The 21,021-nt window shown below is 42.0% G+C and carries 23 protein-coding genes; 8 read left to right on the plus strand and 15 right to left on the minus strand.

Going from position 1 to position 21,021, the window contains the following annotated elements:
• Window positions 1–86: 86 nt before the first annotated feature.
• Together ACK8HY_RS00605 and ACK8HY_RS00610 are read right to left on the minus strand one after the other, a co-directional pair.
• The gene (locus ACK8HY_RS00605; protein WP_416132360.1) at window positions 87–983 is read right to left on the minus strand and encodes a helix-turn-helix domain-containing protein; all 897 of its coding nucleotides are present in this window, start codon (window positions 981–983) and stop codon (window positions 87–89) included.
• A 53-nt stretch (window positions 984–1,036) separates the two neighbouring features.
• Window positions 1,037–1,528: a GNAT family N-acetyltransferase gene (locus ACK8HY_RS00610; RefSeq protein ID WP_416132361.1), complete on the minus strand. Its 492-nt coding sequence runs from the start codon at window positions 1,526–1,528 to the stop codon at window positions 1,037–1,039.
• A gap of 212 nt (window positions 1,529–1,740) precedes the next feature.
• On the opposite strand from ACK8HY_RS00610, the gene ACK8HY_RS00615 reads away from it, so the two are divergent.
• Window positions 1,741–2,190, plus strand: coding sequence for a VOC family protein (locus ACK8HY_RS00615; protein WP_416132362.1), 450 nt, complete (start codon window positions 1,741–1,743; stop codon window positions 2,188–2,190).
• Between the two features lie 147 nt (window positions 2,191–2,337).
• Here the strand turns inward: ACK8HY_RS00615 and ACK8HY_RS00620 are convergent, their stop codons facing one another.
• The 3 genes from ACK8HY_RS00620 to ACK8HY_RS00630 all read right to left on the minus strand — a co-directional run bounded on the left by ACK8HY_RS00620 (window position 2,338) and on the right by ACK8HY_RS00630 (window position 4,536).
• The gene (locus ACK8HY_RS00620) at window positions 2,338–2,700 is read right to left on the minus strand and encodes a DUF4180 domain-containing protein (protein WP_416132363.1); all 363 of its coding nucleotides are present in this window, start codon (window positions 2,698–2,700) and stop codon (window positions 2,338–2,340) included.
• Between the two features lie 68 nt (window positions 2,701–2,768).
• The gene (locus ACK8HY_RS00625) at window positions 2,769–3,692 is read right to left on the minus strand and encodes a Dyp-type peroxidase (RefSeq protein WP_416132364.1); all 924 of its coding nucleotides are present in this window, start codon (window positions 3,690–3,692) and stop codon (window positions 2,769–2,771) included.
• A gap of 58 nt (window positions 3,693–3,750) precedes the next feature.
• Window positions 3,751–4,536, minus strand: a complete 786-nt coding sequence (locus ACK8HY_RS00630) for a class I SAM-dependent methyltransferase (protein WP_416132365.1) — start codon at window positions 4,534–4,536, stop codon at window positions 3,751–3,753.
• A 367-nt stretch (window positions 4,537–4,903) separates the two neighbouring features.
• Between ACK8HY_RS00630 and ACK8HY_RS00635 the strand changes: the two genes are divergently transcribed.
• The gene (locus ACK8HY_RS00635) at window positions 4,904–5,941 is read left to right on the plus strand and encodes a linear amide C-N hydrolase (protein ID WP_416132366.1); all 1,038 of its coding nucleotides are present in this window, start codon (window positions 4,904–4,906) and stop codon (window positions 5,939–5,941) included.
• Window positions 5,942–6,087: 146 nt separating this feature from the next.
• Here ACK8HY_RS00635 and ACK8HY_RS00640 read toward each other — a convergent pair whose 3' ends face one another.
• From ACK8HY_RS00640 to ACK8HY_RS00650, 3 genes are read right to left on the minus strand one after another with little or no spacing between them, the layout of a single operon-like run.
• Complete coding sequence (locus ACK8HY_RS00640) at window positions 6,088–7,185, minus strand: efflux RND transporter periplasmic adaptor subunit (RefSeq protein ID WP_416132367.1); 1,098 nt, start codon at window positions 7,183–7,185, stop codon at window positions 6,088–6,090.
• Window positions 7,182–10,472: an efflux RND transporter permease subunit gene (locus tag ACK8HY_RS00645; RefSeq protein ID WP_416132368.1), complete on the minus strand. Its 3,291-nt coding sequence runs from the start codon at window positions 10,470–10,472 to the stop codon at window positions 7,182–7,184. Before ACK8HY_RS00645 ends, ACK8HY_RS00640 begins: the two co-directional genes overlap by 4 nt.
• A 10-nt stretch (window positions 10,473–10,482) precedes the next feature.
• Window positions 10,483–11,871: a TolC family protein gene (locus tag ACK8HY_RS00650; protein ID WP_416132369.1), complete on the minus strand. Its 1,389-nt coding sequence runs from the start codon at window positions 11,869–11,871 to the stop codon at window positions 10,483–10,485.
• A gap of 171 nt (window positions 11,872–12,042) precedes the next feature.
• On the opposite strand from ACK8HY_RS00650, the gene ACK8HY_RS00655 reads away from it, so the two are divergent.
• Together ACK8HY_RS00655 and ACK8HY_RS00660 are read left to right on the plus strand one after the other, a co-directional pair.
• Window positions 12,043–13,053 carry a sensor histidine kinase gene (locus ACK8HY_RS00655; protein ID WP_416132370.1) on the plus strand — a complete coding sequence of 337 codons (1,011 nt, stop codon included), beginning with the start codon at window positions 12,043–12,045 and terminating at the stop codon, window positions 13,051–13,053.
• Between the two features lie 2 nt (window positions 13,054–13,055).
• A complete protein-coding gene (locus ACK8HY_RS00660) occupies window positions 13,056–13,751 on the plus strand; it encodes a LytR/AlgR family response regulator transcription factor (RefSeq protein ID WP_077436187.1) in 696 nt (231 codons plus the stop codon).
• Window positions 13,752–13,753: 2 nt separating this feature from the next.
• Here the strand turns inward: ACK8HY_RS00660 and ACK8HY_RS00665 are convergent, their stop codons facing one another.
• A complete protein-coding gene (locus tag ACK8HY_RS00665) occupies window positions 13,754–14,224 on the minus strand; it encodes an OsmC family protein (protein WP_416132371.1) in 471 nt (156 codons plus the stop codon).
• A 304-nt stretch (window positions 14,225–14,528) separates the two neighbouring features.
• On the opposite strand from ACK8HY_RS00665, the gene ACK8HY_RS00670 reads away from it, so the two are divergent.
• Complete coding sequence (locus ACK8HY_RS00670) at window positions 14,529–15,098, plus strand: Crp/Fnr family transcriptional regulator (protein ID WP_077436191.1); 570 nt, start codon at window positions 14,529–14,531, stop codon at window positions 15,096–15,098.
• 7 nt (window positions 15,099–15,105) lie between these two features.
• Here ACK8HY_RS00670 and ACK8HY_RS00675 read toward each other — a convergent pair whose 3' ends face one another.
• Window positions 15,106–16,002 carry a LysR family transcriptional regulator gene (locus ACK8HY_RS00675; RefSeq protein WP_416132372.1) on the minus strand — a complete coding sequence of 299 codons (897 nt, stop codon included), beginning with the start codon at window positions 16,000–16,002 and terminating at the stop codon, window positions 15,106–15,108.
• Between the two features lie 97 nt (window positions 16,003–16,099).
• On the opposite strand from ACK8HY_RS00675, the gene ACK8HY_RS00680 reads away from it, so the two are divergent.
• Window positions 16,100–16,711, plus strand: a complete 612-nt coding sequence (locus tag ACK8HY_RS00680; protein ID WP_416132373.1) for an NAD(P)H-dependent oxidoreductase — start codon at window positions 16,100–16,102, stop codon at window positions 16,709–16,711.
• Window positions 16,708–16,998 carry a putative quinol monooxygenase gene (locus tag ACK8HY_RS00685; protein ID WP_416132374.1) on the plus strand — a complete coding sequence of 97 codons (291 nt, stop codon included), beginning with the start codon at window positions 16,708–16,710 and terminating at the stop codon, window positions 16,996–16,998. The genes ACK8HY_RS00680 and ACK8HY_RS00685 overlap by 4 nt, the downstream gene beginning before the upstream one ends.
• A 110-nt stretch (window positions 16,999–17,108) precedes the next feature.
• Here ACK8HY_RS00685 and ACK8HY_RS00690 read toward each other — a convergent pair whose 3' ends face one another.
• From ACK8HY_RS00690 to ACK8HY_RS00705, 4 genes are read right to left on the minus strand one after another with little or no spacing between them, the layout of a single operon-like run.
• Window positions 17,109–17,426, minus strand: coding sequence for a hypothetical protein (locus ACK8HY_RS00690; protein WP_416132375.1), 318 nt, complete (start codon window positions 17,424–17,426; stop codon window positions 17,109–17,111).
• A gap of 37 nt (window positions 17,427–17,463) precedes the next feature.
• Entirely contained in the window at window positions 17,464–18,192 is a 729-nt protein-coding gene (locus ACK8HY_RS00695) for a YggS family pyridoxal phosphate-dependent enzyme (RefSeq protein ID WP_416132376.1), read from the minus strand.
• A 9-nt stretch (window positions 18,193–18,201) separates the two neighbouring features.
• A complete protein-coding gene (locus ACK8HY_RS00700; protein WP_416132959.1) occupies window positions 18,202–18,699 on the minus strand; it encodes a GNAT family N-acetyltransferase in 498 nt (165 codons plus the stop codon).
• 60 nt (window positions 18,700–18,759) lie between these two features.
• Window positions 18,760–19,371: an FMN-binding negative transcriptional regulator gene (locus ACK8HY_RS00705; RefSeq protein WP_416132377.1), complete on the minus strand. Its 612-nt coding sequence runs from the start codon at window positions 19,369–19,371 to the stop codon at window positions 18,760–18,762.
• A gap of 133 nt (window positions 19,372–19,504) precedes the next feature.
• Here ACK8HY_RS00705 and ACK8HY_RS00710 point away from each other — a divergent pair, with 133 nt between their 5' ends.
• Window positions 19,505–20,023: a GNAT family N-acetyltransferase gene (locus ACK8HY_RS00710; protein WP_077436209.1), complete on the plus strand. Its 519-nt coding sequence runs from the start codon at window positions 19,505–19,507 to the stop codon at window positions 20,021–20,023.
• Window positions 20,024–20,060: 37 nt separating this feature from the next.
• Here the strand turns inward: ACK8HY_RS00710 and ACK8HY_RS00715 are convergent, their stop codons facing one another.
• The gene (locus tag ACK8HY_RS00715) at window positions 20,061–20,942 is read right to left on the minus strand and encodes a DMT family transporter (protein WP_416132378.1); all 882 of its coding nucleotides are present in this window, start codon (window positions 20,940–20,942) and stop codon (window positions 20,061–20,063) included.
• Window positions 20,943–21,021: the final 79 nt, after the last annotated feature.

Consider the following 21,021-nt stretch of genomic DNA (forward strand, 5'->3'; position numbering starts at 1 on the left):
GTTTTTAATTCTTGAGTAAAGTTAGCCATACTCCTTCGATCATTTATGCCCTCAAATTCGCTATTGTTCTACCGAATTTCCTTTATTTACATATTTTGTCTTTTTCGATATTCAGAAGGCGATAACATGGCGTACTTTTTGAAAAAACGGCCAAATGCAGAGATTGAATTGAAGCCTATGGCGTAGGCGATGTCGGAAATGGTCTTCTCCGGATTTCCGAGTAGCGCGTACGCTTCTTTGAGCAAATTTTCGTCTATGATTTCATGTGGCGTCTTTCCAGATGCCTTCTTAACAATACTAATCAGGTATTTGTTTGAAATACATAACCGATCGGCGTAATATTTCACATCTTTGGACTGGCTGCAATGTTGCTGTACCAGGTCCGTAAACTTAAAGTAGAGGCTATTGGCCTCCTGAATTGTTTCCAATGCCTGTTGGTCCTCCACAGCCAGTACATCGGCTATTTCTAGCAGCAGGTTAAATATGATGGTGCGAATAATGTCGGGGGTAAATCGTGTCGCCCTGAGGGTCACCTCGCTTAAATATTCAAGGAGCTTTAATAATTTTCCGGTAAGATTTTCTGCCTCGGGTATAATTGCGAATGTCGCGTTGTTGAATAGTCCCAGTTTTTCGATGAAAAATGGGTTGGCAATGTTTTTAAGTAGAAACAACTTGTCGAAGAAAAGTAGTTTCATTCTGAAATCCTTACTGACCGCTGTAAATTTGATGACGGTGGAAGGAGCCGAAACAAGTAAGCTATGCTGAGATAGTGTATATTCCTGATTATCAATTTCCACCGTAATCGTTCCTGCCGTACAAATGCAAATAGCATAAAAATCAATGCGGAATGAATTTCTGGGGTATTCGAAAAGGGGATTGCCCGATGAGATGTAATAAGGTCTATTGCAATCTACTCCAAAGAAAGATAAAGTGTCTTGTAGGCTGTCGTGTGTATTTGGATTGATCTTGATGCTAAACTTCATAGGCGGGATTGTAATGTGCTATTGACCTTATTCTTTCGGTTGGATAAAATAGGTTATGTGCGTTTTAAAATAAGCTTTTCTGTAGCAATCTCATCTTCTATACCAACAAAGTAGCTTTGAAACCCAAACTTTGTCAGTAATTGTCTGGAGGCAGCATTATCTGGGTAAATGATGCCGATCACATCCTTATTGGCGTCGATGTTTTGGGCCATGGCCAGTAGCGATTCGCAGATTTTGGTACCGAGACCTCTACGCCAAAATTCCTTTTTAAGTAAATAACCGATCTCAAAGACGGTTGGATCTTTTCTATAGTTGACCAATTTGCAGTCGCCTAAAAATAACTGACTCTCGGAATCGATCACCTTAAAATAACCCAATAATGGATCTGTATTGATTTCGAGAATAGAAGCGAATTTTTTCTCGGCCTGCTCAGCTGTCAATCCCTTACCTGAAATATATTTCATGATCTCATCGTCTTTGGTAAGTTCTCTAAAAAGGGGAAAATCTTCAGTTATATATTTTTTTAATTCTAGTGTGTTGTACATGGCTTATGTGTCTTCTACACAAGATAAGGTTGTTTTTCTATTAAATCAAAAGTTAGACTCCAAATAATCATTTTTCTGTCTTATTTATGATTTTGTCGTTTAATAGATGCGGATTTAACTTAAATTGTCGTGGAGAATAAATACATCCGTTTATGCCAACAAAGGTTTGGAATGATGTATGGAAACCGGATCACATTTAACTAGTTGAAACAATGAAGATAGCAGGATTATATGAAACGCATATCCAGGTACGTAATCTGGAGGAGTCGGTCAATTTTTATACGCAGGTGCTTGGTCTGCGGATTGCACACCGTGATCCCAATCGACCTATTGTCTTTTTGTGGGTAGGTACAGGAAAGGAGTATATGTTGGGACTATGGCAGGAGAAAGCAAACTTTCAGCCGCGGCATTTTGCTTTTAGAGCCAGTAAAGAAGATATCTTGAACTACGCAGTAGACTATCTCAAGGAGAGGGATTTGCAACCTTACAATTTTTTGAAAAATGGCGTAGAAAAACCAATGGTATTTGCCTGGATGCCGGCACTGGCTATTTATTTTAACGATCCAGATGGAAATCAATTGGAATTTATTGCCCTATTGGAAGGTGAGGGGAGGCCAGAGTTGGGAGTAATGTCTTACGAGGATTGGTTGCAGCTTTCATAAAAATAAGCGGCTATTTTAGCATGCCCAAAAAACTGTCTAACTTTTTTGGGCATTTTTATGCCTAGAAAGCATTACGATTTTGCATTTAAGTTACGTGCGTATTATTAGGCAAGGTAAAGACGGCCTTGAATGGATCGAGCGTCGTCGTTAACCTTTTGATAGTCTAGTAATAGCTTCATCCCGTGTAGCAACAAAGTTGATCTTACGGCCTTTATTACTTTCGTAAATAAAATCATTCAGACTTTTGCTATTATAAATGGAAAAGTCACCAACAATAGCGACGTCAAAATCGTACTGCGTATATTTTTGAAGAATATCCCCCGCCAACTTCGTTTTAAGTTCAAAAAAATCAGCCGAAATATTTTCTTGGTATAAGATTGCTTTGTATGCTTCCTGTGCGCCACAGTCTACCATAATTTGTAAACCATCATCGAGATTGTTGATGAGGATATCAGCGTCTTTTACTTCAGCGATATTTCTATCGTTTACTTGGATAATGTCAATCTGCATAGCTGTATGATATGTAGTATTAGTGAAGTCTTTAAGATTAATGAAGTCTTTAATTTATAATGATTGCCTTATCCGGCAAAATCTTTCAGCATATCGATAGATGGACAGAAATATAATGTGCCACTCTGCGCTGTACTAAAGTCTAGGATACGGTCATAGTTACCTTCAGGCTCACCGATAAACATTCGTTTTAGCATTTGTGTCACGGTAGTAAATCTGCTGGCATAAGCAATAAAATAGGTGCCCATTTGATTATTGGCGATATGACCAAAGGGCATATTATCCCTAACGATTTTGAGATCATCGCCTACATTGGCTAAGGCCGAATGCGAATTGGCCGGTTTTACCTCATCCGACATTTCAATATCATTGGTTTTACTTCGCCCAATAACTTTTTCCTGTTCGGAAACCGGTAAGGCCCGCCAGCTGTTCATGTCGTGAATGTATTTTTGAACAAAAAGATAGCTGCCACCTTTATAGGCTTGATCTTCATCGCCAATAATACCAAAGAAAGCACGGTCTTCACCTGTCGGGTTTTCGGTGCCGTCGACAAAACCTAGAATGCTTCTTCCATCCCAATAACGAAAGCCGTGGATTTCTTCCTTGCAGTCAGCCACTGCTGCCAGTACATCGGAAATCTCAGCTGCCATGTCAATACAATAGCTTTGCTCTTCAGCGCGAATATGAAAATGGAGGTCACCCGGGGTAGCAACAGCGACATGTTTTTGACCTACGATGGGCTCAAAAGGAACCAATTCTTTTGGTAATGGCTCCTGTAATCCTAATTTTTTCCAGGCATGATAACTGATCCCCATGACAATACTTGCTTTTATACCAGTCGAACGTACCTGAGCCGAATTATTCAGATTGACGACCAGGGCACAGATCCGTTCAAAAACAGGTTTCAGCTCTTTATTTTCCTGAAAATTCCATACCATAAAAACGGTATTGTTGCTGGGTGAATCGATAACATTCTGTGCTTGATTGTTCATAAAATATTGTGTTGATTGGACATTGACAATAATACTAAGCTACAAATAAAATTGTAATCTATGCTTTTCCTCTTACGTCGTTCATTTTGAGTGTCATTGATAGGGCTTCAGTTTCGATCCAGTTGCTGTAATCTGCAATGGCTTTTAAACGCAGTTCATCTGTAATATATCCTTCTATTACCATTTGTTGTGACTGGGCCACTTTGATCCAGATTCCAAGATTTGTCTGAAAATGATCGTCGCCCTTGGTATAGGTCTGATCGGCGTTGATTGTCTCAATGGCTTTAAATCCCTGTTGTTGGAGTAAAGTGGCGATTTCATCTGCGACACGATTGTTCATCCCTGCATCGGCACGCCATTTCAGAAATGTATGATAAAACTCCAACATACTGGACGGTGGTGCTGGATTCCATTCAATTGCGGTATGGTTATAATCCAGGATCGAAAGCTGTCCTCCGGGTTTCAACCAGGATTTGAACCGTTGTAAGGCCGCAGGAATATCACTTAGCCATTGCACTGTTCTTGCAGTCATAATCAGGTCAAACTGGTGTGGTGGCTCATAACTGAAAATATTATCACAGACCAGACTAAGATTGGCGCTGTCACCGTACTGTTGATTCCCGATATCAATAAACGACTGCGTGTTGTCCAAACCGATCACTGTGCCGTCCGCGATTAGTGATGCGGCTTCATTTGTCAGTGTTCCTGTGCCACAGCCTACATCGAGGATGGCTAAACCGGGTTTTAACAGTGGAAGAATGGTCCGATAGTCGTTTGCTAATGTTCTTCTTTCAAATATTTTATTTGCCTGTTGGTCTTTTCTGTCAATAAATTTCTCTTTCATTTGATTGGTTTAGTGTGCCGTAAATATAATTTGCTTTGACGATAAAACAAACTTCTTTTTGATTGAATGGCTCGTGGACGGTTATCAGCTGGGAGATGCGCTCGAATACGGGGATATTAACAATTGATTTTTTAGTTAAATGATTCACTGTCGTTGTAGCGACCTATTTTGAAAATAGCAAAAAATAAGGTTAAAAACTAAAAGACTCAAGCTAAAAAAAATGATCTGGGGTTTGAAAACGGGATCTTTCAGCGGATAAGATGTTAAACTGTCTGAGAGACTTGCTTTTAATGGTGTTTTTTTTGTTTAATAGTTTTGTCTAAAACAAAATCATTAAGTATTTGTTAATATGTCAAACAACTATTTTATGAAGTATCTTTTTTCAATTATCTTAATTGTAGTCCTCCTGTATGGAGAGACGAAGGCCTGCACCAGGGTGGTTTACAAAGGACCCGGTCAAACGGTTATTACAGCGCGTAGCATGGACTGGAAGGATGACATTGCTGCTAATATTTGGGTATTTCCGCGGGGTATGCAAAGAAGTGGTGAAGTGGGACCACAATCGCTGACCTGGACATCACAATATGGTAGTGTGATTGCTAGTGCCTGGGATATTGCGACCGTAGATGGACTGAATGAAAAGGGACTGGTCGCCAATGTACTTTGGCTGGTCGAGTCTACTTATCCTAAATTTGATCCCGCCGGAACAAAAAAAGGGATAGCTATCTCCGCTTGGGCACAATATGTACTTGACAATTTTGCGACGGTAGCTGAGGCCGTAAAGGTGTTGAAGGATGAGCCTTTTGTCATTGTGAGCGACTATATTCCGGGAACCGAAAAGTTTACGACCGTACACCTATCCCTTTCGGATGCAACGGGTGACAATGCCATCTTTGAATATATCAATGGAAAATTGGTTATTCACCATAATGCAGCATATACGGTGATGACAAATTCGCCCGTATTTGAGGATCAGCTGGCTTTAAACAGATATTGGCAGGGAATCCCGGGGACAATGATGCTTCCGGGTACCAATCGCGCTGCAGATCGTTTTGTGCGTGCTTCGTATTATATCAATGCCATCCCGCAAACGGAGGATACACGAACCGCTGTTGCGAGTGTATTTAGTGTCATTCGTAATTGCTCTGTCCCATTTGGTATCAGTTCGGAAACTGAACCTAATATTTCCTCTACCCGATGGCGGTCGGTCGCGGATCAAAAGAATAAAGTTTATTATTTTGAGAATGTGCTGACTCCGGGAACTTTATGGGTGGATCTTACTAAATTTGATTTGAAGAAAGGCTCCCCTGTAATGAAACTGGATTTAAAACAGGGCGTAGCAATTAATGGCATCTCAAATGGACTATTTAAATCTGCCAACGCCTTTAAATTTATGGGCATATAGTCCTGTGAAAATAATAAAAGCCAATAGGATGTCCGATATTTTTGGACAGCCTATTGGCTTTTAATTTACTTGTATTCTCGAGAGCCTCTTTTCACCCTTAAGTGCGCCTGGGCTTCGTTTTTATTTTTAGGACAGCTTCCTTACTTTTATTTAACAGCGGTACCATCGGCGATTTCTTCATCGGCTTTACTCACTAGCCGCATGGTCGGATTAAGGTTGCCAAAGATTTCTACCTGTCCGTCAATGCTACGTCCTTTTTGCACGGGGACACGACTTGTTTTGTTGTCCACAACGGCGATGACAAAACTTCCTTCACCTGAGGTAAAAACCGCTGTTTTGGGGACAACAAAGGTGCTATCCTGAGAAGTCAGGGGCAACTCGACCTCAGCTACCATACCTGGGAGGAGTTTGTTGTTGGTATTGGTAATGTCGATTTCAACCCGTTCAGATCTGAATCGGCTATCCAGCGCGCCTGACTTGCGTGCGATCTTGCCTGAAAACTGTTGGCCCGGCAAGGACTTTACAGTAAACTGCAGCGGTTGATCTGCTGCCAGGAAGCCGGCATATTGTTCGGGAACGGCAACAGCCAAGCGGAGCTTGCTCTGTTGCTGGATGGTCATAATGGGCATCTCCGAACCTCTGCCCGCTGGTCCGACATAGGCACCCTGATTGACATTACGTGTCGCGATAACACCATCAAATGGGGCACGTATTTCGAGGTAGTTCAATAGATTCTGGACCTCCGCATAGGCTGATTTTGCCGCCTGAAATTGGGCGAAATCAGCATTCTTTTTCGCTTCGGCAACCTCAAGATCCAGTCGGGCTACAGTACCTTCGACTTTACTGGTTTCGAACAGTCTATCGTAGGTACTTTTGGTGGCCATGTAAATCGCTTCCTGCGACTTTAACCTTGATTTTGCAGCCGACAACTGTGAACTCAATTCTGGGGCCTCAAGTACAGCTAACAGCTGTCCGGCCTGAACCCGACTGCCAATGTCAACTTTTAATGCCCGTACATAGCTGCTCACTTTGGCATAAATTTCCACCTGCTGAAATCCGCTGATCTCGCCCGGTATCTGCATTTTGTTAGTTAGTTTCTGTTTGGACGGCGCGAATGTTTCCATTGCTGGACTTGCCGTTACCGCTGCTGCTTTTTTGCTGTTTTCCTCGGCAGCGGACTGACATCCGGTTAAGTAGGCGAGCAGGCCTACCGCGGATAATATTGTTAGGAGATTGTGTTTCATGATAAAGGTTTTAATGCTGCGATATAATGTTTACTTTCTTTGTCTTCGGGATCTAAGGAGATCGATTGGGTGCTGCTTTTCTCTTGTGCCCAAGCAAATATTAAAGGTAAAATCACCAGTACTGCAAAAGTAGAGAAGAGTAAGCCTCCGATAACGGCACGTCCCAATGGGGATACCTGTTCTCCGCCTTCACCATGACCGATAGCCATCGGCAACATCCCGACAATCATGGCCAGACTGGTCATAATAATAGGACGTAGACGCAGTGAAGCCGCTTCGCGTGCTGCTGCCAGTGCATTTTGATTGTGTTTGCGGATATGCTCGGCATTGGTGATCAATAGTACCGCATTGGCGATGGATACACCCACAGACATAATAATACCCATATAGGATTGCAGATTAAGCGTTGAACCGGTCAATATGAGCATCAGCAAGGACCCAAGGACAACTGCTGGCACGGTAGTGAGAACAACCATGGATACTTTGAACGACTGAAAGTTGGCCGAGAGCATCAGAAATATCACAATAATTGCTACAGCCAGACCTGCCTGTAGGCTGTCCATGGTTTCATTTAATACTTTTCCCAATCCGATTTGCTCCACCGAAAGACCGCGTGGAAGTTCGCCCAACGCTTTGATACTACGTTGTACATCATTGGAGGCGGTTTTTAGATCGGTATGATCGATATTAGCCGTGACAGAAATGTAGGGCATGGCACCTAAGTTGTCGTTCTCACCATAAGTATAGGATGGCGTAATGGTTGCAATATCGCTCAGTATCGGCCTTGACGAGTTTTTTAACAATGGAATTTCACCGATCTCTTGCTCATCTTTCATTTTATCAATGGGAACCTGTACTTGCACGTTGTAGGACAACCCTGCTTTTTCATCAATCCAGGTATTTTTTTCTGTATAACGGGAGGAGGATGTGGCCGCGATCAATGATCGGGTCACTTCAGCAAGGTCAATACCGAGCTGAGCGGCACGTACCCGGTCAATATTGATATCATAGGACGGGTATTTGATGGATTGCGCCAGCTGTACATCCCTGAAATAGGAAATAGCTTTCAGCTCTTCGATTAATTTACCGGCATATTTCTCATTGTTCTTTTTGTTCTTGCCGGCAATTCGCACCTCGATCGGAGTCGGTGAACCTTGGCTCAGGACTTTATCGGTGAGTTCGATGGGTTCAAAGGAAACTTGCACATCTGGAAGGGCGGCCTTGAGCCGTTTTCTGTATTCATCGCGGAAGCTGTCCATATCGTGCTCGTAATCTTTAAGGGCGATTTGAAAAACTGCCTCATGAGGTCCGGCCATAAAGAGATAGATCGGCGATACGGAGAACTGCCCCGGGTGCTGGCCAATGTACACGGAGGAGATCCCTATATGTTCTTTTCCAACAAGTTTTTCAAGTTCAGCCAATGCGCGTTTGGCTTTTTCTTCGGTACGTTCGATACGTGTTCCTTCAACCGCACGCAGACGCATCTGAAATTGACTTGAATTGACCTTTGGAAATACGTCCTGTCCAATCGTATTGAGCAAAACGAGGACCAGGCTTATGGCGCCGCCTAGATAGACGATGGTGATAATTTTCTTCTGCTTGAACAGTCGGTCGATCATTTTCATAAATCGATTCCTGAAGCGTTCAAACAGGCTGATCTTGCCATCATTGTTAAAATCTTCCCGTTCGACAAGAAGTTTCTTCTGATTCAGCGTATCTTGTTCTGATTCGACGGATAGGCCTGTTTCGGCAAATTTTACTTCATCTGCATTCAGTCCTTTTGGATTTATTTTATGTGGACCGGTTTTGTGATGATCTTTCATCAGCCAGTTGGCCATGATCGGTACAAATGTTTGTGACAACAGGAATGAGATGATCATGGAGAATCCAATGGATAGGGCTAAGGGTAAGAATAGGGATCCCGGAATACCTGTCATTGTAAATGCAGGCGCAAATACGGCTAGGATACACAATAAAATCAACAGCTTTGGCAGGGCAATTTCCTTACAGGCATCCCAGATTGCCAATGCTTTGGGTTTGCCCATATCGAGGTGCTGGTGTATATTCTCTATCGTAACCGTACTCTCGTCAACGAGGATACCGATTGCCAGTGCCAATCCACTCAGTGACATTAGATTGATCGTCTGTCCAAATAGTTTCAGGAAGAGTACGCCCGAAATTACAGAGATTGGGATTGTTAGGATAACGATTAAAGCTGCTCTACGGTCGCCCAAAAATAATAAGACCATTAGGCCAGTGAGTATTGCTCCGATAGCGCCTTCGGTAATCAAACTTTTGACGGAGTTGATGACATAGACGGATTGGTCAAACTCATAGGATAATTTGACATCCTCGGGCAGGGTATTCTGTATTTTTGGAAGTGCGGCCTTCAGGTTTTGTACGACCTCCCAAGTCGAGGCATCACCGGCTTTGGCAATGCTGACGTAGACCGATCGTTTGCCATTGACGAGTGCATAACCTGCCGTGACATCGGCACCATCTTTCACCGTAGCTATATCACCCAGATAGAGATTTTGTACACCACCTTTAAAGAGTGGGATTTTCTCAAAATCCTTCACATCACGAATGGTATTGTTGGTAGGTGTAATGTAGTTTTTATCTTTTATACGGACATTTCCGGCAGGCGCGGTCTGGTTGTTGAGTTTTAAAGCCTCGACGACCTGATCAGGAGTCATATTGTGACTGCGCATCAGATCAGGATCGACATTGACTTCGATTGTACGTGGACTACCTCCAAATGGTGGGGGCGAAAGTAATCCCGGTATAGAGGTAAAAGAAGCTCGTACATAGACGTTGGCAAGATCCTGTAGTTCGTTGTTGGAGCGTTTGTCACTGCTGAGTACCAGCTGCCCTACTGGAAGTGAGGAGGCGTCAAACCGGATAATAAAGGGTGGTTGTGATCCGGGGGGAAAGGAGGCCTGGATACGATTGGCCAATGCACTCAGTTCGGCTGCAGCCTGCGCCATGTTGGTGTCTTCGTAGTAGGAGATCTTCATTAAGGTCAGCCCCTGAATGTTTTTGGTCTCAATGGATTTGACGCCGTTGGCAAAGAGCAGGATATTGACGTAGTTTTTAGCAAAATAAGATTCCATCTGATCTGGAGAATAACCTCCAAAGGGGTGGGCAATATAAATAACAGGAAGGTTCATTTTGGGTAAAATGTCTACCTTGATGGTGCGTACTGCGCCTATTCCAAATACAATAAGTCCCATGACCAGCACAAGGATGGAGATCGGCTTACGTAAGGCAAAACGGATTAAATTCATGCGGTGTTATTTATAGTTCTTTGTTGAAAATATCGAAATCTCCAGCTGCTGCAGCTTTCAGCAAAAGTGATTGCCAGAGGTTGATATGGACGATTTCACGATCTGTTTCGGCTCGATTAAGTGTATATAGGGTCTGGGTGACATCCACAAGTGTTGCCAGACCGTTTTTGTACATAGCCATCTTTTGGTTGTAAGCCTGTTGGGCCGCTGATACTTGCCGCGGGGCTTCGATATCGCTCTGTTGCGCTAATCTGATCTTAACGTCGGCTGCATCCAGCTGGGCAACAAATTGTGCTGCGGTGGTTTGATATTCCTCCCGTAAAGCATCATTGGTATGTCGTTGTGCACTGATTTTTTTGTTGATACGCGCGATTGTGGTTAGATTCCAATTAATCCCTAAGCCCAAAAGATAGTTTTGTCGATTGGGGCGGATACCATCCCAGTAGTTTCTTGTAAAGGCATGCAGGTCTGTCGTGTAATCGCTTTTGAAGCCAGAACCTCTTGCCTGGAAAACACCGAAGGCCGATAAGGTGGGCAGATATTCCTTGTTTGACAGTCGCAGCTGTTGTTCACCAACTTCAATCCGACTTTTGTAATATTGAAGCACAGGGTTATTGTCCACCAACGTCGGGTCGGTCGTCAGTAGCTGGGTGGGTGTTTTTGTGACCAGTGCAGTGTCAATCTGAAGGTCTGTAGCGTTGATCCCCATCAGTACCGTTAATTTGTTATTTTGCTCCTTCACATTTTCTCCGGCCTGATTCAAGCTGATCTTCGCGCGGGATACTTCTGCCGAGGCCAAGGTTGAATCGACACCGGGCAAAATCCCATTCTTGGCTTTGGTGGCCGCGATATTAAAGAAGACCAATGCGCGCTCCAGGTTTTTCTGTTGATTTTTTTGAAGGCGTTGGCTCGCCAGAAGATTTAGGTAGGCGGCGGCAATCTTGATCTTATGTTGGAATTGTTCTTGTTCGAGATCAATTTCTGATCGCCGGCTGTCTGCTTTGGCCAATTCGATACGTTCTTTTTTACGGCCAAAGGTGTAGATATCCCAATTGATGTTGGCAAGGTAAAGCGCTCCAAAAGCGGAATTCCAATTTTGCTCCGGAAGTGCCGCGCCCGAAGAAGCGACGCCAAGCCCTCCAAATCCATACAAGGGGCCATTCTGTCCGTTGATGGTTCCATAATCTTGTTGGGCTGCAACGGTCAAATTAGGCCAGAAGTCGCGTTTTACCTGTTCGTTGGTCTGTAGTGCTGACTGGACATAATACGCCTTTGCCTTAATAATTCCATAATTTGCAAGACCTTGGTCTACAGCATCACGGATAGTAAGCTTTTGTGCAAATGAGGTTGAGGTCGCAAGAGATACAGCCAATGACAACACTAAATTCAATTTCAGCATAGGTTATATATCATTTTATGGAAACGAAGATAGGACTGAAGCTCGTTGTATAGTCCGTTTAAAATGATCTATGGCATTTAAAAGTGACCAATGTAATTCGTCATTTATTTTTCGGTTGTTATAAACTTAATACTTTTACTTTGTAACAGATTTTTAACAAAATAAGGGAGTATGAGAAAGGTTCTGGAAAATAAGATCATACAGGAAACCATGTTGCTGGTTTTCTCGTTTATCCTCTTTACGCTGAATGACTGGATTCTGATTTTGAGCTGGAAAGGCTTCTTGATGGGGGTGATCTATTTTTTGATCTTATATATCCATGCGCAGGTGAATCGTTTTTTTCTGCTGCCGCTTCTGCTCAAAAAGAATAAAGCCACCTTGTATGCGCTATCGTCGATCGCCATATTGCTGGTGTTTGCCTTGGTTTTAAAAGAAATAACGGAGAATTTTATCTATAAGAACTGTTTTCTATATAAGAGTATCGCGCAGAAAACATTTCATTATCAGCTAGGTGTATTATTAGGTTCGTTGATCTGTATTTTGGGGAGCATCCAATTTATTGAATTCTATCGTTTCCAGCGGTTGAAAACACGACGGGAACTGCTCTCCAATCAGACGCAATTGTCTAATCTAAAGAAACAGCTGAATCCCCATTTTTTGTTTAATACCTTAAATACCATCCATGGTATCAGCCTTAAATTCCCAGAACGTACCTCCGAACTGATTATCAAGGTATCGCAATTATTGCGTTATCAGATGGAAAGCAGTGACAGGGAGTTTGTTTCAATAGATGATGAGATTGACTTTATATCGAGTTATATTGAATTGGAACGCGAACGTCTGGGCTATCGAACCAAGATTGACTTTGATTTTCAACGGGAAGAGGGAATCAAGTATCAGATTGCACCGATGCTTTTGATCACATTTGTCGAGAATGCCTTTAAGCACGGCACCTGCAGTATAGAAGATTGTTACGTAGCAATTTCGATCAGGATTGAACAAGGTAACTTATATTTGCATGTACGAAATTCGGTTCCAGTGAAAAAGCGGAATGTTTTTTCAGCAAAAATAGGTCTGGAAAATACGATAGCCCGATTGAAATTGCTCTATCCCAACCGCTATCAGTTAAATACAAATGCAAGTAAAGAGGAGTTTGAGGTGTCTTTAGTTATAAATCTTTAGCCATGGAGAAAAATCGCTGTATTGTGGTTGACGACGAACCAGCAGCACATTATGTATTGGTAAATTATATTGAAAGAAGTGCTGATCTGGAATTGGTTGCTCAATGCTATAATGCCTTTGAAGCACTGGAATATCTGCGCAATAACCGGGTTGACCTGATCTTTCTGGATATTGATATGCCCGAGATTACCGGAATGGAATTTTTGAAAATGTTGGACAATCCGCCCAAAACGATCTTGACAACAGCTTATTCGGAGTACGCATTGGAAAGCTATGACTATGGGGTGGTGGACTATTTGTTGAAACCAATATCTTTTCCCCGTTTTATTAAGGCTGTACAGCGCTTTCTATCTTTTAACCAAAGTACAATACCACAGGAGGAGGAACCAAAAACAATTAGTATCCGTATGGATGGACGGTTGATTGAGGTGAAGCTTTCTCAGATCGATTTTATCCAGAGTTTTGGTAACTACGTAAAAATCGTGACACCGGCGCAGACTTACCTTACTGCCAGTACCACCCAACAGATTTTAACGCAGGTGCCTGCGTCCAAATTTATCCGCATCCATAAATCGTATATTGCCCCCATCAATAAGGTCAGCAAGTATGAACATGGTGTGGTTCACATCAATGATAAACGCTTACCTGTTGGGATCACCTTTAGAAGGGAACTACAGGAACGTTTAGGGAATAGATAAGCTTACTCTCCGGCGCTTACCTGAGGAAGATGTCGTACCGGGAAATTCACTGAATTTGCGATAAAACAATATTCATTGGCTTTTTGGTGGAGAGCTATTGCTTTGGCGATCATTTCGGGTTGCTGTACACGGATCGAGGGACTAAGAACAACCTCTTTAAAGAAGCCCCTGCCACTTTCTTCCTCCATCATTGTTGCTGTGGCATGGTCAATATACGATTCCACGATAACATTGTTGACCGAACAGAAATGGAGATACCATAACATATGGCAGGAGGACAAGGATGCTAGTAAGAGGTCTTCGGGGTTGTGCTTGTTGGGATCCCCACGAAAGGCAGGATCAGAAGAGCCCTGGATAATCACTTTGTCTTTTATGCTGACCTGGTGGCTTCGTTCATAATTTTTATAATGATCTGTACCACTTCCTAGATTGCCCGTCCATTCGACGGTCGCTTTATATTGATGTTCTTTCATCGAGAAATGATGTATTTATCGTTTATTCCATGTGAAGTTATAAAATATCCGAAATATTTTTTTGTGTATATTCTAAATGTCCAGAAAGTGCTGGTCTGAGTAAGTGTTGAAAACAAATATATAGAGACCTGTAAGGATTATAGCGCTTCCCGTCCCTTGTGAACCGCTGGTTGCGCATTTGGCCCAAGAAGGGACCAAAGATTTATTAAATAGCCGATCGTAGAGCAGGGGGTGAAATTGCCGGAATCCTTGGTTCGACGATACGGATAGACTATATTTGTTATATACCAATCAGCATGATTATATGGATCAACATATATTGGCGGAGAGCATCCTGAATCAGATTGATCTTAATGCGGAGGAGCTGGAGCTTTTCTTTTCAAGTGTCAAATTGAAAAAGGTCAAGAAAAAACAATTTTTGTTGTTGGAGGGGGATGTGAGCCGTTATGCGTTATTTGTCGTTTCGGGCTGTCTGCGCAGTTATTGCGTGGATGAAACTGGGTATCAATATATTCAGCAGTTTGCACCCGAAGGTTGGTGGATAGGGGATATGTATAGCCTTGTCACGGGTAAACCAGGCTATCTTGCCGTAGATGCTATATTTGATTCCGAAATCGCTATGATCGCAAAAACGGACCTGAATAGGTTATATGTAGAGATCCCAAAATTGAACATCTATTTTAGGGTACTAGCGGAAAATGCCTTGGTATATTACCAAAGCCGTGCCATGGAAAACCTCCGTTTGACAGCAAGGGAGCGCTATGAACGATTTTGTACACGCTACCCTAGCTTGATCGCCTGTCTTCCGCAAAAGCAAGTGGCAGCTTATATTGGCGTGACCCCCGAATTCTTAAGTAAGATGCTGAATCAATAAGCGAAATCTACCATTTTTCCTGTAGCAATGCTTCCAGCTTGCTGATTTCCTCTTGGTACATCGTTTTCTTGCGTGTGCCGAAATAAAGGGTATTCTCAACCGGAGATTGACCTTCCCAAACCAGTTTAATTTTGCCGGAGGCAATAGCTTCCGCACATAAAAAATCAGGAACAATAGAAAAGCCTTTGTTATTGCTCAGACAACGTATAATGGAACTGATATTTGGTACAATGTAATTGGGGCTGAAATCAGGATGTTCGCCAAAATGTGTTGACCAGAAATTCCTGAGGTGATCCATATCCGCAGCGGTACTGTACCATAGCTGTTTTTTTAAGAGCTCAGAAGCTTCCTTAATCTTGTTGTCGTGCAATAAAGCTTCGAGCGCTGTTGTATCTGTTTGGCAGCCTGCGATCAGTACGATGCGCTCTTTTGAAAAGGGCTGATAGACTAAATTCTGCTGATTGCCTTTTTGCGGTGTAATAATTAGATCGAGTAGCCCATTATCCAGATCCTGTTGCATCTGAGGATATTCGCCGAATTTAATAATGAGGTTAAAGGGAAGCTGGGCAATATGCTCTTCAAGTGTGTATTGAAAGGTTTCAAAACACATACCAACGCTGATAGTAATACGCTCATCCAGTGCCCGATTGTGAAAATGTTGCTCGCCTATTTCCAGCTTTTTAAGCGGATCTATAATATAATTATATAAAATTTTTCCCTTCTCTGTAGGTACCATACGACGTGCTGACCGATCGAAAAGTTTGTGCCCTGTAAAAGCTTCCAACGAATTGAGATGTAGGCTAACACCCGGTTGCGAAATAAATAATTCTTGTGCTGCTGCCGACAGTGTACCCGTGTCATAAATCGCCTTAAAAGTACGAAGCCACTCTAAGTTCCATTTCATATCTATTATTTTAATGATACAAATATACAATTTAAATTATTTGTATTATCTATAAAAATGATAGAAATTTGTGTTATCAATAATAAAAATAATAGAGATGAATATATTTATTATCAATGGCGGACAGGAGTTCGCACACTCCGGTGGTTCTTTTAATACCACAATTACAAATTGGACGGAGCAGACTTTAGTTAAAAATGGATTTAAAATCCGTGTGACCAATGTAAATGATGCGTTTGACGCGATGGTCGAAGCTGAAAATTTCAAATGGGCGGATATCATTGTTTATCACTTCCCTGTATGGTGGTTTCAGGTGCCTAACCGTCTAAAACTTTATATCGATGAAGTGTTTACAGCTGGACACAATAATGGAATCTATCGGAGTGATGGCCGTTCACGTAAGAACCCAGCAATCAATTACGGTACCGGTGGATTGATGCATGGGAAAAAGTATTTTGTGACTTCAAGCTGGAACGCGCCAGACACCGCCTTTACGATGGAAGGTGAATTTTTTGACCAACATTCTGTTGATGAAGGGGTTCTGTTTGGCTTTCATAAGATGAATCAATTTGCAGGACTGGAAAGTATTGGAAGTTTCCATTTCCACGATATGGAGAAAGGTGCAACGCAGGAGCGTGTGGATAACTATGAAAAGGAATATAAGGCATATTTGGAAGAGGTATTTTATTTTGAAACTCAGTTATCATGAAGATCTATATAACCGCTATTTTAAAGGCGAATCCAGCATTTCGGGAGGAAGTTATTGTTGCATTGCAGCGTATGGTCGAGGAGAGCCGCAAGGAAGCTGCTTGTATTCAATACGACCTGCATCAGGTGGATGCGGATGAGAATCAGTTTATTTTTTATGAAATCTGGGAAAACCGGACCGGACTGGATGCACATAATCAGCAACCCTATATTCAGGCATTTGGGGAAATGGCAGAAGAGAAGCTACAAGAGGTACCACAGATTTACTTAATGGAAAAAATAGGCTAATTCCATTTTGACTGGGCGAACAAAATTTATAATCTAAACTGGGATATGGTGGGTATTAAAAACTGTTGAAATCATTCGTGTTAGCGTTACGGAGTGCAGATCGTTTATTGCTATTTAGTAACACGAATGATTTTATTGGTTCCTTTTTCAACGCCAAGAGTAAGGGGATTCCGTTGCTTCAGACTCTCTTGTAAAAGAGATAACTGATCTTTCCGCTCGTTACCTTTGTTATCCAGCCAGAAAGAAGAAGCCATCATACCAATCTGTATTCTGTAAACCGAGTCTTGTTCGGGCACTGCCTGTTCAATCACCTGGTTTTCATACCAAATTAGATTTTCATCATCCTTTTTGACCGAACATGAAAATAACAGCAGACCGAAGATTAATAGCGTGGCTGATCTTAAAAAATGCTTAAGTGTAAAATCCATCGACGTTTTGTTTGATAATTAAATCTACAGTTTTTTTTCATATTTCGTTCCAATAATAATTATCAGGTGTATTTCGTTGTCCGAATATTGCTGTACCTACGCGTACAATAGTTGCGCCTTCGGCAATTGCTATTTCCAGGTCTCCGCTCATTCCCATGGATAATTCTTGCATCGATACGTTCGGAATATCGAGCATAATGATTTGCTGTTGAATCTGTTTGAGCAACTGGAAACACGTACGGACCTTTTCTGCTTCGGTACTTAAGAGGCCGATCGTCATCAATCCTTTTATGTGTAAGCTGTTCAAAGCAGCGATCTGCCTGACGAGGTCAATGACCTGATCGGGTGCTGCACCATATTTACTTTCTTCGTTGGACGTATTGACCTGAATGAGTATATCTATGGTTTTATTTTCGGCTTTGAGTCGCTGATGGAGCTTTTGAGCTAAATCGAAGCGGTCTACAGAATGCACACAGGAGACATCATATCTAAGGATCTCCTTGATTTTATTGGTCTGTAAGTGTCCAATAAAATGATTGTGGTGTGGAATTTCCTTTAGGGCTTCGTATTTCTCCTTTAGTTCTTGTACCTTGTTTTCGGCAATCAAGCTCTGTCCGGCTTGTAAAGCAACTTTAATACGCTCCGATGTTACGGTTTTTGTTGCAAGCAATAATTTTACTTCTTGTGAATCTCGACCACTACTCTGGCAAGCCCTTTCGATACGTTGGATTATAGCCTTTATATTGTCACTGATAGTCGCATTCATAGTTTGAAATTAATTGTTAATGACGCTTTTTTTCATCAAAATATCGGTTTGTTCATCATCACCTAATCTGAAAATATGTTTATCAAAGGCTACAAAGCCATGTTTTTGATAAAAACTGATTGCACGATGATTTTCCTCCCATACACCCAGCCAAATAAACCTAACATTTTTTAACCTAGCGATATCCAATGCTTTTTCATAAAGAAGCTGCGCTACTTTTTTTCCATGAAATTCTTGTAATACATAGATACGTTCTATTTCCAGTGCATGCTCATCTTGTAATTCTGTTTGCGCCTGTTCACTGTTTATTTTGAGGTAGCCAATGATCCTATTACCGAGTTGTGCAAAATAAAACTCCGATCCTTGATTGCTCAATTCAGCCAATAGGGTTTCATTTGAAAATTTCTCCGCGATGTATTTGGCCATATTAGCTGCTGTATTGACTTCGGAAAATGTCTCGATGAAGGTCTGCTGAGCGATACTCTTCAATAGATCAATATCTGTCATTTTCACTTTTAGAATTTTTATGTTTATTGAATTTTTGTCCATTTGTCTGTATGTAATAAATTAAGACTGCAAGTTCCTGATTGATTTAGCGATGCTCTTTTCGACAGGATTGTCCCCTTTTTCTAAATAGGCGGCTATACGTTCTCTCTCTGCAGCAGTTTTGTTCTGACTGATCTTTTTTTGCCCTTGTAGATCCGTTACTTCCAATTCGAAGGCGACGATGCCACGCATCATGCCTTTTTTAAAACGGTCCGAGAGTCCTTGCCATTGGGTCAAATAGTCACTGTCATAAGACTTGATCATCTGTTCAAGCACTTCTGTTTTTTCGTCCTCATTATTTATAATCCGTGCTGTCCCGTAGGCATGTACAGCAATATAGTCCCAGGTGGGAACGCTTTCTTCTTTGTCATAATGCATAGGGGATATATAAGCATGTGGTTCTGAAAAAATAACCAACGAAGTGTTTTCTACGATATAGCTGGCCTGCTCATTTGCTACAGCAAAATGTGAACTTAAAAATAACTTATCTGCTTGCTCTTTGATTTGGAAGGGAAGTTGTGTCGCTATCGGAGTATTGTCCTTAATGGATACAATCGTTGCTAAACTATATTGTTTCATAAATGCGATCTGTTCGGTATAGTCTTTAAATTGAAAATGTTTGGGTACGTACATGCCATGCGTATTTTTTGATCATATCAAAAATAAGGTTAAAGTGAAGGGAATAAATGGTCCAAATCCAATAAAGTGGATAGTCCAGTGATAATTTTAGTGGGTATAATTGAGATTGTTGGTTATATTTACCTTGATGATAGTAACAGGAGAAATGGCGAAAGAGAATTACGTATTGCGGCGCTTGGCTCCAGTACAATGGGAAGATTATAAGAAGATTAGGCTGGAGGCGTTGCATACAGATCCCGGGGTATTTGGAAGTAATTACCAACGAGAGGCGGCATACAGCCAGCAGGATTGGGTAGCACTACTTGAGAATGAAAATTGTGCGATGTTTGGACTATACGATCAAGACGATATCGTCGGACTGACTGGTGTGGTGATGGATCGTAATGATGCCTCAAATGCTATTCTGATTGCTTCTTTTGTTCGCGAACCTCATCGCGGAAAAGGACTGTCAAAATTATTTTACCGGGCACGTATTGCATGGGCCCGCGAGAAAGGTTGCGCACGGATCACAGTATCACATCGCGCTGGGAATGAATCTTCAAAGGCAGCTAATCAAGCCTTTAATTTTACCTATACACATTCCCGCGAGGTTGAGTGGCCGGATGGTACTGTCGCAGCTGAACTAATGTATGTGTTGGTTTTATAATGATCAGCCAACGAGGTCTGTTGTATTTCGTTTCTTGTTAACTGGCGAATTTTTTAGCACCCCCTACGCAAAGTATGACAGCAATGGTAACGAATAGCATGCCAATACTTACTTCTTCGCGAAGTAGGCTGGCCGCTAAGATGAGACCAAAGAAGGGTTGAAGAAGCTGTAGCTGTCCAACAGAGGCAATGCCACCCTGGGCCAACCCTTTATACCAAAAGATAAAGCCAATAAACATGCTAAAGAAGGAAACGTAAGCAAGACTTGTCCAAGCCCCAATGCCTACATGTGCTATCGTGGTTGGAAGAAAGATATAAGTCAGGGGCAGAGCTACCGGCAATGAAAATACCAATGCCCAGGAAATTACTTGCCAGCCGCCCAATGTCTTTGAAAGCTTGCCCCCTTCGGCATAACCCAGTCCACAAAGAATAACAGACAGCAGCATGAGTATATCACCAACAGGAGAGGAAGATATGCCCTGCATAAGCGCATAGCCTACAACAAAAAGACTGCCCAATATCGAAAAGATCCAGAACACCGGGCGGGGACGCTCGCCACCACGAATGATACCAAAAACAGCAGTTGATACGGGAAGTATACCTACAAAGACAATGGAATGCGCGGAGGTCACATAGCGTAGGGCCAAGGCACTTAATAAGGGGAAACCAATGACTACGCCCAAGGCTACAATGCCAAGGGATAAAAACTGTGTCTTTTGAGGGAATTTTTCCTTGTTGATCAATAATACGATAAGGGCGAGTATGCCTGCGATCGTAGCACGGGCTACGGTCACAAAAAATGGATCTAAATCTAAGACTGCGATCCGTGTTGCGGGCAATGATCCACTAAATATAATGACGCCCAGTAAACCGTTTAGCCAAGCATTGGATGATTTCGTTACTTCTGTATTTCTGCTCATTGTCAGATGATCTATATTTTGATACAAATCTCGCGAATAGTTAATATTGAGCACAGTTACAGTTTTTGTTTAATTAATG

Origin of the sequence: Sphingobacterium sp. NGMCC 1.201703 (assembly GCF_047784615.1) — a bacterium.
Classification (GTDB): Bacteria; Bacteroidota; Bacteroidia; order Sphingobacteriales; family Sphingobacteriaceae; genus Sphingobacterium.